This window comes from Mycobacterium sp. 2YAF39 (assembly GCF_052114565.1).
GTDB lineage: Bacteria > Actinomycetota > Actinomycetes > Mycobacteriales > Mycobacteriaceae > Mycobacterium.
Map to the genome: position 1 here is coordinate 561,797 of NZ_JBFREZ010000003.1, position 15,109 is coordinate 576,905.

Sequence of the window (15,109 nt, forward strand, 5' to 3'; positions counted from 1 at the left end):
GTTCTAGAGTGCGGGCTAGCGGCTCTTGGGGCGGAACTCGGCGCCCCGCGACGTCGGGTCATGGCCGGTGAGCACGACATCGGGAATCCCCGTCGGCTCGCGCGGGTCGGGGAAGCGGGCCGACATCGGTTTCGCGTCCGCCGGCTCGTCATAGCCGGGCGGCGGTGGAGGGAACGGTGCCGAGCGCTCGATCATCGCTCCGTAGTACTGGAGCCACTTGCCGTGGTTGAAGGTGATTGCTCCGACGATGCGGCCGTTCTTGCCGAACGCGGCGGCGAATCGGAGGTCCTCGACGGAGCCCTGGGTGAAGACGATCTCGTCTCCGAAGGAGCACACCCCACAGCCCTTGATGTTCACGCCGAACTGGCCGGACCAGAACTGCGGCAGCGGCAGGTGTGGGCGTCGGCCGGTCTCGAGGTTGACCATGTTGTGAGCCGCGGTCTGAGCCCCGAGCACCGCGGCATCCACGTGCTCGATGGACATGAACTGGTACTCATAGAGCACGTGCGGTGCCCGCGCGATGTCGCCGGCGACGAAGATGTTGTCGGTCACCACGCCGTTGATGTCGAAGGCGCGACAGCCCGCGTCGCAAGCCACCCCCCAGAACCCGGTCGCGAGTTCGGCGCCTTCAAGCCATTCGATGTTGCGGATGGAACCCAGCGACGCGACCACCACGTCGACGTCGAGCGTGGTTCCATCGGATAGCTTGGCACGCCGAACGTGTCCGTCCGCGTCTCCTTCGAGTGCCTCCACTGCCACACCCGTACGCAGGTCGACGCCTGCGTCACGCTGCATCTTGGCGGCGATATCGCCGATCACTCCCCCGAGGGCGCCGACGAGCGGGGCGCTGGATCGCTCCGCAACCGTCACGTCCAGTCCGAGATCGCGGCAGACGGAAGCCATTTCGGAACCGATGAAGCCTGCCCCGACAATCAGCACTCGCTTCGGCCTGGCCTTCAGTGCCGCCTGCAGTTCGGCCGCGTCATCGCTGGTGCGCAGGGTGAACAGGCCCTTCAGCTTGGCCTCTTCCGGATTGAACCACTGCCGGGACCGGACGCCGGTGGCGATCAGCAATCGGTCGTAGGGCACCTTGTCGCCGTTGGCGAGCAACACCTCTCGGTTGCCCCGATCCAGGCCGGTCGCCGCGACACCCAGGCGCCAATCGGCATCGATCGCCCGCATCCGCGGCAGCTTGGTGTTTCCCGCGGGCACCCACCCCTTCAGCACCTGCTTGGACAGCGGCGGGCGGTCGTACGGCTCGTGCACTTCGTCGCCAATGAGCGTCAGCGATCCGGTGAAGCCCTCGTCCCGCAACGCCTCCGCGGCGCGGAGCCCGGCAAGTGAGGCGCCGACGATGACGATCCGGCCCTCAGCCTTGAAGGTCCGAACGAGGTCATCGATCAGCGGCTGCGTCCTCACTTGGTGGTCCGGTCGGCAGGTGGATCCATCTCGGCGATGATCGCCTGCACCGGGCAGGAGGCAACCGCCCGCGCGACCTGCTGACGTTGCGAGTCGTCGGGATTCGGGTCGTATGCCAGCGCTTCCTCACCCTGCAGTTGCAGCACTTGTGGCGCTAGTGGGACGCATTGCGCGTACCCGAGACAACGATTCAAATCCACGACAATTCGCACTGTGGCGGCTCCTTCTCAACCGACGCTGAGGACTGGTCAGCGCAGTTCCCGAAACCTCAGGGAAGAGGGCCGACAGTACCGCCTACACGTCCGCAGGAGGGTCTGTATGGCCGATGCCATCCAGGCGGTTGACTGCCTTGCCAAAGTTGCCCAAGTGCCGACGCGGCTCTAAAGCGTGACCTCGTTGAGCTTGCCGGTCGACACATCGAAGACGAACCCGCGCAGGGACTCGTGTTTGGTGACGAACGGGCTCGCTTCGATGCGGCGCAACGACTGGCGCACATCCTCGTCGACATCGACGAACGCCTCCGCCGCCCACTCCGGTTTGATGCCGGTGTCGTCCTGGATCTGCTGTTTGAATCCGTCGTCGGTGAAGGTCAGCATGCCGCAGTCGGTGTGGTGGATCAGGATGATCTCTTTCGTGCCGAGCAGCCGCTGGCTGATGGCCAGCGAGCGGATCTCGTCGTCGGTGACGACGCCTCCCGCATTGCGGATGACGTGGGCCTCGCCGTCGCCGAGCCCGAGTATCCGATAGACGTCGAGCCGGGCGTCCATGCACGCCACGACGGCGACGTGCTTACTCGGCGGCAACGGCAGCGGGCCCGAGAAGGAGCTCGCGTAGGCCTCGTTGTTCTTCAGGTACTCATCGGTCACGGACATTGCTCGACTGTATCGCCGCTCGGCGGTGTCCGAGCCGAAGAGAATCAGCCCGATCGAATCGACGACGGCCACCCTACTTAGGGGGAAGCAGGGCGGCCGCCTGGTCAGTTGCCGATCGGGGCGTCGAGGTCGTACACGGTCGCGCCCGCTATATCGGTCGGCGTGAAGTTCTTTTTCACCCACGTCGCGATGTCGTTGGCAGTGCCCGACTCTCGCCAGATCGGACCAGCGCGACCCCCGGAGATGAAGTAGCGCACCTCATGGTTGGCGACATAGCCCTGGAACTGCTCGAGCGTCGGCGAGTTGTCCGAACCGGAGAACCCGCCGATCGCCATCACCGATGCACCGGTGTTCAGTTCCAGACTGCCCGCCTCCATCGAGCCGATGGTGGCCGCGGCCCATCGGCTGTCCGCACCTCTGACGAGGTTGTCCAGTATCGGATTCTCGACGATGGCGCGGCGTCCACCTGGCCCGCCGGGCCCCTCGTCTCCTTGCGGAACCATCTGGGAGTAGCGGTTGGGACCCGCGACGGCCATCGGCCCGCTGCTGTGCGCGCTCGCCACCGTCTCGATGGCGTACGCGGCGGGCCCGAGAACACCGAAAAGCACTGCACCGGCGATCAACACGGCTGTGGAGCGGCCGAGCCGATGAGCGCCGACGGCAAGGATCGCCGCGACGACGATCGATCCGACCACCACGATCCAGCGCAATGCGGGGCACCAGTCCGGCGTTCGGTTCAGCAGGATGAACGCCCACACGCCCGTGCCCGCAGACATGGTCGCCAGCACGACACGTGGCGCCAGAAACTCCTTGCCACGCCACAGCTCTCGCACCGAGATGCCGATCAGCGCGGCGATCGCGGGCGCCAGGGCCACCGTGTAGTAGGGGTGAATGATGCCGTCCATGAAGCTGAACACGGCACCAGTGACCACAAGCCAGCCGCCCCACATCACCAGCGCGGCACGGACATTCGCGGTCCGCACCGTGCGGCGTGTGAACCAGAGCCCGGCGAGCAGGCCGATGAGCGCTGCAGGCAACAGCCACGACGCCTGGGCGCCCATGGACTCACCGAACAGCCGGCCGATCCCGGGTTCACCGCCGAAGAACGACATGTGGCCACCGGCTGCCCCGCCAGGACCGTCGGGCGCCCCACCGGGCGGACCGCCACCATGAGCGCCACCCAGGACACGCTCGAGTCCGTTGTAGCCCAGCGTCAGCTGCAGCAGGCTGTTGTCCGACGAGCCGCCGATATAGGGCCGCGAGTCAGCGGGCCACAGTTCGACGAGGGCGAGATACCAGCCGGCCGATACGACGATCGCAAGGCCACCGATCGCGAGCTTGCCGATCCGTTTCCACATGCCGACCGGGGCCGCGACGAGGAACACCAGGGCCAGGCCGGGCACCACCAGGAAGGCCTGCAGCAGCTTGGTCAGGAATGCGAAGCCGATGACGCAGCCCGTCAACACCATCCAGCGTGTGCTCGCGGTCTCGGTGGCGCGCATCATGCAGTACGCGGCAACCACCAACAAGAACACCAGCAGTGCGTCGGGGTTGTTGAAGCGGAACATCAACGCCGCGATCGGGGTCAGCGCGAGAACAGCGCCCGCCATCAAGCCCGCCGCCGGACCGCTGCACCGGCGGACGGTCGCATACAGCACCGCGACGGCGCCGACTCCCATCAACGCTTGCGGCAGCAGCATGGTGAACGCGCTGAAGCCGAAGATCCGGCCCGACAACGCCATCAACCACAGTGAGGCAGGTGGCTTGTCGACGGTGATCGCGTTGCCCGAATCCAGCGAACCGAACAGCCAGGCCTTCCAGTCCTGCGTGCCGGCTTGAACTGCGGCGGCATAGAAGTCGTTGGCCCAGCCCGACGAGCCGAGCCCCCACAGGTACAGCACTGCGGTGGCCGCCAGAAGGGTGAAAAGTGCGGGCCGTACCCAACGGGGCTGCGCAACGTCATGAGGGTCGTGTGGCGCAGGCGTGGGGTGCGGACGCACGTCTGTGGTGGTTGTCATCTACGAAATCCTTTGTCGGTCAGACTCGGCGGGCCCTGCGGGGGTGAAACACCCAGCCGCGCAGGAGGACGAATCGCGCCGAGGTGGCCACAAGATTGGCCATTACCAGCACGACGAGCTCGACCAGGTGGTGCGGGTCAGCGACGAACATGTGCAGCACGGCCAGCGACCCGCTGGTGATCGCCAGTGCGATCGCGAACACGATGAGACCTTCGACGTGATGACGGGTCACGTTGGCGCTTCCGCCGATCCCGAAGGTGAATCGGCGGTTGGCGGCCGTGTTGCCGACGGCGGTCAGCAGCAATGCGATCAGGTTGGCTGCCTGTGCGCCGAGCGATCCCTGCAACAGGATGAACAGCAGGGCGTAAGCCGCCGACGACACCACGCCGATCGTGCCGAACCTCACCAGCTGCCGGAACAATGAGCCGGGCGCAGCCGAGCGCTGTGACGAACCCAGCTGTGCGGCAATCGCATTCACCGGTATCGAACCGTTCGCGAAGCTGCGCAGCAGCCGACCGATGCCCTTGAGGTCAGCGGCCGCGGTCGCGACGATGTCCACCCGGCTGTCGGGATCGTCTACCCAGTCCACCGGGATCTCGTGGATGCGCAGACCGCTACGTTCGGCCAGCACCAGCAGTTCGGTGTCGAAGAACCATCCGGTATCGCCGACATGGGGCAGCAGGCGTTGCGCGACATCGGCGCGAATCGCCTTGAATCCGCACTGTGCGTCGGAAAATCGGGCTGCAAGTGTCGATTTCAGGATCAGGTTGTAACAGCGCGAGATGACCTCGCGCTTGGCACCCCGCACCACCCGCGAACCGCGACCCAGCCGGGTGCCGATCGCCAGGTCGGAATGCCCTGACACCAGCGGAGCCACCAGCGGCGCGAGTGCGGCGAGATCGGTCGACAGATCCACGTCCATGTAGACGAGCACCGGCGCGTCCGACGTCGACCACACGGTATGCAGCGCCCGGCCCCGGCCCTTCTCGGGCACCCGGACCACCCGGACATCGCTCAGCTCGGCGGCCAGGTCGGCGGCGATCTGCGCGGTGCCGTCGGTGCTCGCGTTGTCCGCGATCGTGATGCGGGCCGAGAACGGAAAATGCTCGCGCAGGTGACGGTGCAATCGGTGCACCGAGTCGGCGAGGGCGGCTTGCTCGTTGTACACCGGCACCACCACGTCGAGCACAGGCACGCCCAAATCGCGGGCTATCTCGGTGGCATTCGGCCGGGATTCGAATCGGGCCCGAGCAGGTGTGCCACGTTCTAGGGCGGTTTCGGTCATGTGATCCATCGTCGGGTTGGAGGATGTGCTGGCCGTTGGGCCAGGCTGTATGCGAGCTATGAATCCTTTGGCGGCTTGGTGAGGTCGTAGACGACCGCGCGGTCGGCGACCAGTGGTGTGTAGTGGGTCTCCACCCATTCCGCGATGTCCGCGGCCTGGTGGCTGCCGCCGCCCGACGATCCCCAGTGACCGGTCATCGTCATCATTCGGTCGCGGATGAAGTAATGGATCTGCCGTGCGGTGACGTAGTGCTGGAACTGGTCGAGCGTCGGCGAGGGATCGGTGCCGTTGAAGCCCCCGACCGCCATCACAGGAGCGCCGCTCGCCAGCTGATATCCCGCGGCGTTGTTGGAACCGATGACCGCCGCCGCCCACGTGTAGTCGCCGGCGTCGCGGGCGAGGATGTCCGACAGCCCAGATCGGGGCGTCGGCGAGTCGAGCAGCCCGGGCGGCCCGATCATCGCACCGCCCGATACACGATGTGAAGGGCCGACGCTCGGTATCGCCCCGGTGTGGGACGATGCCGCGGTCGCGATCGAGAACGCCGCAGGCGCGGCCAGACACGACACGATCGCCAGCGCCGCGACCGATCGCGCCACCGCAGGCGCCAGCCGGCCCGAGACGAGCAGGAGTACGGCCGCGCCCACTCCCCCGACCGCGACAGCTGCCCGCAGCCACGGGATCCACTCGGTGTGCCGGGACAGCAACACCGCGGCGAGGATGGTGGTGACGAGTGCCGCCCCGGACAGCGCGGTCGCGGCGCGAATATCGGACCTGTTCTGCCACAGCACTATTCCGCCGATGCCTATGCACGCCCCGATCGCGGGGGCGAGCGCCACCGTGTAATAGGCATGCACGATGCCGCTGGCGAAGCTGAAGACCGCCGCAGACACGAGCAGCCATCCGCCCCAGACGATCAGCGCCGCCCGCATTCGATCGGTGCGTGGTGCGCGCCGCGTGAGGATCAGACCGGCCGCGAGGCAGATGATCGCGGCGGGCACCAACCATGCGATGTCGAGCCCCATTCCCGTGCCGAACAAACGGCCCAGTCCCGCGTCATGGTTCGGATTGCCGAGCCCGCCGGGCTCATTGCCGGTCAACCGGCCTAACCCGTTGTAGCCCAACGTCAATTCGACGATGCTGTTGTGTTGCGAACCTCCGACGTACGGCCGCGAGGACGCCGGCCAGAGCTCGACGAGCGCGAGGTACCACCCTGCCGAGATCACCATCGCCGTCGCGGCGAGAAACAGATCGACGACTCGGCGCGTCAGCGGGCGGTGCCCGGCGGCGAGATACGCAGCTGCGAAGCCGGGAAGCACCAGGAACGCCTGGAGCATCTTGGCAAGGAAGCCGAATCCGACCGCAACGCCCGCAGCCACCAACCACCAACGGCTGGCGTCTTTTTCACACGCGCGCTGCACGCAATACGCGGCGGCGACCAACAGCAACACCAACAGCGCATCCGGATTGTTGAAACGGAAGATCAACGCCGCGGCCGGCGTCGCCGCGAGCACCGCGCCTGCCAAGAGTCCGGCACCGGGTCCGGCCACGCGGCGAACAGCGGCATAGAGCAGTCCGACGGCCGCGACCCCTTCGAGCGCCTGGGGCACCAACAGGCTCCATGAGTTCAGTCCGAACAGCCGGACGGACACGTCCATGACCCACAATGCCGCGGGCGTCTTGTCGACGCTGATCGCGTTCGCCGGATCGCTGGACCCGAACAGCATCGCGGTCCAGTTGCTCGAGCCTGCCTGAACCGCCGCCGTGTAGTAGGCGTTCGCCCACCCGCTCTCGGAGAGATTCCACAGGTACAGCACCGCGGTCGCCGCCAGCAGAAGTGGCAGGCCCGCCCGCGTGACGACGGTGACGCGCGCCTTTTGGAGGCGCGTCGGGGCCTGCTCAGCACCCCGGCCGCCGCGGGAGCCCAGCTCGCGAGGAATGGCCAGGGTCGATGTCACTGACACGATCCTGTCCGGACCGGCTATGTCCAGGATTGGCCCGCGCTGTGGCTTGTCTGTGAATTGCTCGGCAATGTCACAGTGAAGACGGTTGAGCCGGGCCCGCTGCGCACGTCGATGACGCCCCGGTGAGCCTTGACGACCGCCGCGACGATCGCGAGCCCCAGCCCCGTGCTTCCCCCGCGCCGGGAGCGCGACGTATCACCCCTGGCGAACCGTTCGAAGATCTCGGGCTGCAGCCACTCCGGGATGCCGGGCCCGTCGTCGGCCACCGTGAGCACGACATCGCCACCCGAGCTCTCCAACGACGTGGTCACCGATGTGTCCGGCGGGGTGTGGGTACGCGCGTTGGCGAGCAGGTTGGCCAACACCTGGTGGAGGCGTGCTTCATCGCCTGTCACGACGACCGGTTCGTCGGGGAGGTCGAGCGACCACTGATGATCGGGTCCGGCGACGTGGGCGTCACTGACGGTGTCGACGACCAGACGCGAGAGGTCCACCTGCTCTTGTTGCAGCGGCCTGCCGGTGTCCAGGCGGGCGAGCAGGAGCATGTCCTCGACGAGTTGTGTCATCCGCTCGGTCTCGGACTCCACGCGGCTCATCGCATGCGCGACGTCGTCGGGCACATCGCTGCGCTTGCGCTGCGCCAGTTCGGTGTACCCGCGGATCGCCGCAAGCGGTGTGCGCAGTTCATGACTGGCGTCCGCGACGAATTGACGCACCCGGGTTTCGCTGGCGTGGCGCGCGGACAACGCGCCCGCGATTCGGTCGAGCATTCGGTTCAGTGCGGAGCCGAGCTGTCCGATTTCGGTATGTGCGCCTGCGGGGTCCACCTTCACGATCGGTGTCGGCAGCCGAACCTCGCCGCGGTCGAGCTCCAGGTCGGCCACCTGCCTAGCCGCGGCGGAAACCGTTGACAGCGGCGCGAGTTGGCGCCGGATGATCAGGATTCCCGCCGTCGTCCCGCCGACCAGTGCCGTGGCGCCCACCACGCTGAAGACGATCGCCACGGTGATCAGGGTGTCGTCCACTTCGGAGGTGGGCAGGCCCGTGACGATGGTCTCTCCGGGGCTGTGCGCGCGCATCGCGATCACGCGGTAGCGGCCGAGCCCGTCGAGCGCGACGGTCGTCGGCGGTTGATGGGGCTCGATGTGGGCCAGTTGTTGCGCTGCGCCGGAGCTGATCTCACTGCGGGTGCCGTCGGCGGTGATGACACCCGCATTCTCCGGCGTTCCGTGCGAAATCACCGCGCCGACGGTGCCGGCGGCCTGCCCGGGCGCGTTGAGGAAGGACGGACCCGGCCCGAGATCGTCACGGATCATGATCCGTCTGGGAAATCCAGGTGGACCGGGGAACCCCGCCGGCGGTGGGGGTGGACCGAATTCGAATAGGCCCGCAGAACGCCTGCCCGCCTCGGCCAGCCTTTCGTCCAGCTGGTCGGTCAGAAAGTGTTGCAGCGCAATGATCGTGCCGACACCGATGCCGGCGCACACCAAGGCCAGCAGAATGACCTGGGAGACGAGCAGCCGTGTCCGAAGCGACCACGTCCGCGGCGAGCGCAAGCGTGTCAGCTTGCCCTCACCGCGTGGGCTTGAGGACATAACCGGCGCCGCGCAGCGTATGGATCATCGGTTCGCGCCCATTGTCGATCTTCTTGCGCAGATACGAGACGTACAGCTCGACGATGTTGGACCGCCCGCCGAAGTCATAGCTCCACACACGGTCGAGGATCTGGGCCTTGCTCAGTACCCGCTTGGAGTTGCGCATCATGAACCGCAACAACTCGAATTCCGTCGCGGTCAACGTGATCAAGTCACCCGAGCGGGTCACTTCATGACTGTCCTCGTCGAGCACCAGATCGCCAACGACGACCTTCGCGCCGCCCGACTCGCTGGTGACCCCGGTGCGGCGCAACAGGGCGCGCAGCCGCAGCACCACCTCTTCGATACTGAACGGCTTCGTCACGTAGTCATCGCCGCCCGCGGTCAGGCCGGCGATGCGGTCTTCCACCGAATCCTTGGCGGTCAGTAGCAGCAGCGGCAGGCCGGGGATCTGCTCACGCAGCCGGTGCAGGACATCCAGCCCGCTCATATCCGGGAGCATCACGTCGAGCACCACCACGTCGGGCGGCGTCTGGCGGGCCAGGGCGATGGCACTCGCCCCGTCGCCTGCGGTCGCGATCTCCCAGCCCTCATACCGAAGGGCCATGGACACCAACTCGGCGAGTACCGGTTCGTCGTCGACGACCAGCACATGGATGGGCTTACCGTCGGCCCGGCGCATGACAATGCGCGCGGGCTCCTGGGCATTGACTGCCGAACCGTTGGAACTCACCACATATCCATTATCGGCAGTGCCGTGGGCAGCCACTGTGTGTTGCCTATGCGCCGGCTGTGAATCACCGGATTCGTGCAATCCCTGAACACGCGCACAGCCAACCCACATGTGGATCGTGCAGCGTGGTGGCATGTCCATCGATCAGCAGCCCGAGGAACCCGTATGGGGTGCGCCGCAGCCCTCCGCGCAGCGCTGGGGCATGCGAGAGAGCGTCATAGCCGTCGGTGTGGCCGTGGTCATCGCAGGACTCGGCGGTGCCGCGATCTACGCCGCCACCGGCGCGCATACCCAGCAGGCGTTCGCACACGAAATGCCCTTCGGGCCGCCGGGTGCCGGATTCAGTGCCGCGCAAATGACCGCCGCATCGCCGGCCCTGCACGGGGAACTTGTCGTCGCCGACGGAAAGGGCGGCTTTTCCACGTTGCTCACGCAGATCGGAAGAGTGACCGCGATCTCCCCGACCGCCGTGACGGTGCGCAGCGAGGACGCCTTCACCCAGACCTACGAACTCCTGCCCGCGGCGCATGCCGATCGATCGATCGTCGTCTCCGAGGAGGTGTCCATCCAGGGCACCCGAAAAGGCCAAGTGGCGACCGCCAACACCGTGAATGCACGGAGCGGCCCCGGTAGCCCTGCCGGACCACCGGGGCCTCCGCCGCAAAATTAGGTTTTACGCCGTCGGGGCCGGCTCGGCCGTCACCTCGGGAACGGCGATTGAAGTCTCAATCTCGGTCGGTGCCGTCGTCGACGTGCTGGTTTCACCGAGTGTGATCTCCGGGTTCGGCGGGGCCGGCGGCTCGTCCTGGGCGGAACTGACTCCGGACACCACCCCGAATGCGCCCATGGCCAGCAGCGCGCTGGTCCCTAATGTCGCCGCCCCCAGTTTCAGCTGCTTCGATTTCACCTTGACCACTCCATTCGGTCCTTGGGAGCCACCTCCGAGCGTGGCTCATCGAACAGTGCATAAAGGGGTCAACTTTGGCCCCTACATCTGTAGGGGTAACCGAACTACGTGCGGACGAAACGATTTACTTGGCGGCGTTCTCCTCAGACGGGAGCGGCGCGGGGCCCTTCATAGTCGGCTTGGCCATGCCGACGGCCGGTGCAGTGGACGGTGTGGTCTGCGTGCTTGTCACGCCCATGGTGATCGGCTTCGATTTCGCCACCGCAGCGCCGTCGTGCTCCTGGGCGACCATCAGGCCGATCGCGGTCATCGCGACCACGGCGCTGGCGCCGATCGTGGCTGCGCACAGCCTCAGATCGACACGGGATTTGCTCTTCTGCTGGCGTTGCATGTCACACGGCCCCTCTTGTGTTGCCGGTTGTCACCTCGGCGTGGCCACCGTCGAATTGCAGGTCAATAACCACTGAACGCCTCGAATCTGCGCATCCGCTGCACGCCACGTGTGAGTTGTCCAGAGTTCGGCCACCGGAATCTCATAACCTGTGCGCATGCAGCCGACATGCGGACCGACCGGATGACGCGTTTCCTGGCGCGCCGGCTGCTGAACTACGTCGTCCTGCTGGCGCTGGCTTCGTTGCTGGTGTTCTTTCTCGCGTCCTGGCAGTTCGATCCCCTCGAGAATCTCCAGAGCCGCAACCCGCGCCCGCCGGAAGCCGTCATCGAGGCGAAGAGAGTCGAGCTCAATCTCGACAAACCGATCCTGGTCCAGTACGGACTGTGGGCGTCCGGCGTCCTGCACGGCGATTTCGGCACCACCGTCGGGGGTCAGCCGGTGACGGACGAGCTGTGGCGGCGTGTCGGCGTCAGCCTGCGACTGCTGGTTCTCGGCTCGGTCATCGGCACCGTCGCCGGTGTGATCATCGGCGCATGGGGGGCGATTCGTCAGTACCGTCTGAGCGATCGCGTCATCACCGCCCTGTCGCTGCTGGTGATCAGCACCCCCCCATTCGTGATGGCGACCTTGCTCATCTTGTCGGCGCTGGGAGTCAATTCCGCGTTAGGAGTTCAACTGTTCGAATTCACCGGCGAGACATCGCCGGACGCGATCGGTGGCGCGTGGAATCAGTTCGTCGACCGCCTCCAGCATCTGGTACTGCCCACGGCCACACTCGCGCTCGGGGGGATGGCCGGGTACAGCCGGTATCAACGCAACGCAATGCTGGATGTGCTGGGGCAAGACTTCATTCGGACCGCCCGCGCCAAGGGACTGACCCGTCGACGTGCGCTGTTCAAACACGGGCTACGCACCGCACTCATCCCGATGGCGACGATGTTCGCCTACAGCTTCGCCGGACTGTTCACCGGAGCGGTGTTCACCGAGAAGATCTTCGGCTGGCACGGCATGGGTGAATGGTTCATCCAGGGCCTCAATACCCAGGACATCAACATCATCGCCGCCATCGTCGTATTCGCCGGTGTCACAGTCCTGTTGGCCGGGCTGCTCTCCGACGTCATCTACGCGATGCTCGACCCGAGAGTGCGGGTGACATGACCGAACCCGTCACCACTGATTCGTCGACGACCGCGAAATCCGGCGTCGACGTTGCCGCCTTCGCGTCGAGGCGCACCCTCGTACTGCGACGGTTCCGGCGTAACAAGCTGGCGGTGGCTTCGCTTGTGCTGCTCGCGCTCATGTTCATCGGCTGCTACGCCATACCGCCGCTGCTGCCCTACAACTACAGCGATCTGGACTTCTTCGCGCTGCAGCAACCGCCCGGCACCGAGCACTGGTTCGGCACCAACTCGCTCGGCCAGGATCTGCTGGCCCAAACCCTGCGCGGAATGCAGAAGTCGATGCTCATCGGAGTCTGTGTGGCGTTCATCTCCACGATGATCGCCGCCACGGTAGGGACGATCGCCGGTTATTTCGGCGGCTGGCGCGACCGCACCCTGATGTGGATCGTCGATCTCATGCTGGTGGTGCCGGCGTTCCTGCTCATCACCATCGTCGTGCAGCGCACCAAGGGTGACATCGTATGGATGATCTTTCTGCTGTCCGTCTTCAGCTGGATGATCAGCTCCCGCATCGTGCGGGGTATGACGATGAGCCTGAAAGAGCGCGAATTCGTCGTAGCTGCGCGGTATATGGGTGTCCGCGATTCGCGGATCATCATCCGTCACATCGTGCCGAACGTGGCGTCGATCATCATCATCGACACCGCGCTGAACGTCGGGGTGGCCATTCTGGCCGAGACCGGGCTCAGCTACCTGGGTTTCGGCGTCCAGCCGCCCGACGTCTCGCTGGGTACCCTCATCGCCAGCGGCACTCCCTCGGCGACCACCTTCCCGTGGCTTTTCCTGTTCCCCGCGGGTGTTCTGGTGTTGATCATCTTCTGCGCCAACCTCGTCGGTGACGGCCTGCGCGACGCGCTCGACCCGGGCAGCCGGGCATTGCGGCGGCGGAAGGCACGCAAGTGAGCCTTCTGGAGGTGCGCGACCTCACCGTCGCCTTCCCCACCGACACCGACGACGTCAATGCGGTGCGCGGCATGAACTTCGACGTCAATCCGCGCGAGGTCGTCGCACTGGTCGGCGAATCGGGTGCGGGCAAGTCGGCGAGCGCGATGGCCGTCGTCGGTCTGCTGCCCGAATACGCCGCGGTGTCCGGATCGATCCGGTTGCACGGTGACGAACTCATCGGCTTGTCGGACGAACGGATGTCGAAGATCCGCGGCAAGACCATCGGAACCGTGTTCCAGGACCCGATGTCGGCGCTCACGCCCGTCTACACCGTCGGCGACCAGATCGCCGAAGCGATCGAAATCCATCAACGCGACACCACGAAGCGCGCCGCGCGTTCTCGCGCCATCGAACTGCTCGAGCTGGTCGGGATCGCCCAGCCGGAACGTCGATCGCGGTCGTTCCCGCACGAGCTGTCCGGCGGCGAACGACAGCGCGTGGTGATCGCGATCGCGATCGCCAACGATCCCGATCTGCTGATCTGCGACGAGCCGACCACGGCTCTGGACGTCACGGTGCAGGCGCAGATCCTCGAGGTCCTCAAGACCGCGCGCGACGTGACGGGTGCAGGCGTGCTGATCATCACCCACGACCTCGGGGTGGTCGCGGAGTTCGCGAACCGGGCTCTGGTGATGTACGCCGGACGGCCCGTCGAGATCGCGCCGGTCGACGAGCTGTACCGCGACCGCCGAATGCCCTACACGGCAGGACTTCTCGGCTCAGTACCTCGGCTGGATGCCGCGCAGGGCGCACGGCTGGTGCCGATACCCGGCGCACCACCGGCGATGGCCGCATTGCCGCCCGGCTGCCCGTTCGAGCCGCGCTGTCCGCTGGCGATCGACGATTGCCGAGTCGCCGAACCGGACCTCCTCGAGATCGGGCCAACGCACCGCGCCGCGTGCATCCGGACCGACGACGTCGCCGGCCGCAGCGCCGCGCAGATCTACGGCGTATCCACCGAACCTCCCGCCATCGCAGCGGCCGCGGACCGGCCCGTCGTGCTGCGCGTCCGGGACCTGGTCAAGACGTACAAGCTGACCAAGGGAGTGGTGTTCCGCAGGCAGGTCGGCGAGGTGCGCGCGGTCGACGGCGTCAGCTTCGAACTGCAGCAGGGCCGGACGCTCGGCATCGTCGGTGAATCCGGGTCGGGCAAGTCGACGACGTTGCACGAGGTGCTCGAACTGACCACCCCGCAATCGGGTTCGATCGAGGTGCTCGGTACCGACGTCGCAACGCTGAGCAACCGGACCCGCCGGGAGCTGCGCTGCGACCTGCAGGTGGTGTTCCAGGATCCGGTCGCCTCGCTGGACCCTCGGCTCCCCGTGTTCGACGTTCTGTCAGAGCCGTTGAGCGTCAACGGCTTCGACAAGAATCGAATCGACGACAGAGTAGCCGAGCTGCTCGGCATCGTGGGACTGCGCAGGGAAGATGCCACGCGGTACCCCGCGGAGTTCTCCGGAGGACAGAAGCAGCGCATCGGCATCGCGCGGGCGCTGGCCACCCAGCCCAAGATTCTCGCGCTCGACGAGCCCGTTTCGGCGCTCGACGTGTCGATCCAGGCGGGCATCATCAATCTCCTGCTGGATCTGCAGCAGCGGTTCGAGCTGTCCTATCTCTTCGTCTCCCACGACCTGTCGGTGGTCAAGCATCTCGCCCACCGGGTCGCTGTGATGTACAAGGGCACCATCGTCGAACAGGGCGACGGGGACCAGGTCTTCACCGACCCTCGACACGACTACACCCGCCGCTTACTTGCAGCGGTGCCGCAACCCGAGGTCAATCGCCGCTAGAGTCGG

The 15,109-nt window shown here is 66.2% G+C and carries 14 protein-coding genes; 4 read left to right on the forward strand and 10 right to left on the reverse strand.

Annotated elements, in window-relative coordinates; all coding sequences use genetic code 11:
• Positions 1-15: 15 nt before the first annotated feature.
• The 8 genes from AB4Z42_RS12145 to AB4Z42_RS12180 all read right to left on the reverse strand — a co-directional run bounded on the left by AB4Z42_RS12145 (position 16) and on the right by AB4Z42_RS12180 (position 9,835).
• Complete coding sequence (locus AB4Z42_RS12145) at positions 16-1,419, reverse strand: NAD(P)/FAD-dependent oxidoreductase (RefSeq protein ID WP_442009397.1); 1,404 nt, start codon at positions 1,417-1,419, stop codon at positions 16-18.
• Positions 1,416-1,631, reverse strand: a complete 216-nt coding sequence (locus AB4Z42_RS12150) for a ferredoxin (protein WP_442009398.1) — start codon at positions 1,629-1,631, stop codon at positions 1,416-1,418. Before AB4Z42_RS12150 ends, AB4Z42_RS12145 begins: the two co-directional genes overlap by 4 nt.
• Before the next feature lie 168 nt (positions 1,632-1,799).
• Complete coding sequence (locus tag AB4Z42_RS12155) at positions 1,800-2,291, reverse strand: beta-class carbonic anhydrase (RefSeq protein WP_442009399.1); 492 nt, start codon at positions 2,289-2,291, stop codon at positions 1,800-1,802.
• A 104-nt stretch (positions 2,292-2,395) separates the two neighbouring features.
• Entirely contained in the window at positions 2,396-4,309 is a 1,914-nt protein-coding gene (locus AB4Z42_RS12160; protein WP_442009400.1) for an ArnT family glycosyltransferase, read from the reverse strand.
• A gap of 19 nt (positions 4,310-4,328) precedes the next feature.
• On the reverse strand, positions 4,329-5,594 hold the full coding sequence (locus tag AB4Z42_RS12165) for a glycosyltransferase (protein WP_442009401.1): 1,266 nt from the start codon (positions 5,592-5,594) through the stop codon (positions 4,329-4,331).
• A gap of 56 nt (positions 5,595-5,650) precedes the next feature.
• Complete coding sequence (locus tag AB4Z42_RS12170) at positions 5,651-7,552, reverse strand: glycosyltransferase family 39 protein (RefSeq protein WP_442009402.1); 1,902 nt, start codon at positions 7,550-7,552, stop codon at positions 5,651-5,653.
• A 23-nt stretch (positions 7,553-7,575) separates the two neighbouring features.
• Positions 7,576-9,153 (reverse strand): sensor histidine kinase, encoded by a 1,578-nt coding sequence (locus tag AB4Z42_RS12175; protein ID WP_442009403.1) that lies wholly within the window; start codon positions 9,151-9,153, stop codon positions 7,576-7,578.
• The gene (locus AB4Z42_RS12180) at positions 9,131-9,835 is read right to left on the reverse strand and encodes a response regulator transcription factor (RefSeq protein ID WP_442009580.1); all 705 of its coding nucleotides are present in this window, start codon (positions 9,833-9,835) and stop codon (positions 9,131-9,133) included. The genes AB4Z42_RS12175 and AB4Z42_RS12180 overlap by 23 nt, the downstream gene beginning before the upstream one ends.
• 184 nt (positions 9,836-10,019) lie before the next feature.
• Between AB4Z42_RS12180 and AB4Z42_RS12185 the strand changes: the two genes are divergently transcribed.
• Positions 10,020-10,556: a hypothetical protein gene (locus tag AB4Z42_RS12185; protein WP_442009404.1), complete on the forward strand. Its 537-nt coding sequence runs from the start codon at positions 10,020-10,022 to the stop codon at positions 10,554-10,556.
• Positions 10,557-10,559: 3 nt separating this feature from the next.
• On the opposite strand, the gene AB4Z42_RS12190 is transcribed toward AB4Z42_RS12185, so the two are convergent.
• Positions 10,560-10,793: a hypothetical protein gene (locus AB4Z42_RS12190; protein ID WP_442009405.1), complete on the reverse strand. Its 234-nt coding sequence runs from the start codon at positions 10,791-10,793 to the stop codon at positions 10,560-10,562.
• 124 nt (positions 10,794-10,917) lie between these two features.
• Positions 10,918-11,184 carry a hypothetical protein gene (locus AB4Z42_RS12195; protein WP_442009406.1) on the reverse strand — a complete coding sequence of 89 codons (267 nt, stop codon included), beginning with the start codon at positions 11,182-11,184 and terminating at the stop codon, positions 10,918-10,920.
• A gap of 183 nt (positions 11,185-11,367) precedes the next feature.
• Here AB4Z42_RS12195 and AB4Z42_RS12200 point away from each other — a divergent pair, with 183 nt between their 5' ends.
• From AB4Z42_RS12200 to AB4Z42_RS12210, 3 genes are read left to right on the forward strand one after another with little or no spacing between them, the layout of a single operon-like run.
• Complete coding sequence (locus AB4Z42_RS12200) at positions 11,368-12,345, forward strand: ABC transporter permease (RefSeq protein ID WP_442009581.1); 978 nt, start codon at positions 11,368-11,370, stop codon at positions 12,343-12,345.
• On the forward strand, positions 12,342-13,271 hold the full coding sequence (locus tag AB4Z42_RS12205; RefSeq protein ID WP_442009407.1) for an ABC transporter permease: 930 nt from the start codon (positions 12,342-12,344) through the stop codon (positions 13,269-13,271). Before AB4Z42_RS12200 ends, AB4Z42_RS12205 begins: the two co-directional genes overlap by 4 nt.
• Complete coding sequence (locus AB4Z42_RS12210; protein ID WP_442009408.1) at positions 13,268-15,103, forward strand: dipeptide ABC transporter ATP-binding protein; 1,836 nt, start codon at positions 13,268-13,270, stop codon at positions 15,101-15,103. The genes AB4Z42_RS12205 and AB4Z42_RS12210 overlap by 4 nt, the downstream gene beginning before the upstream one ends.
• Positions 15,104-15,109: the final 6 nt, after the last annotated feature.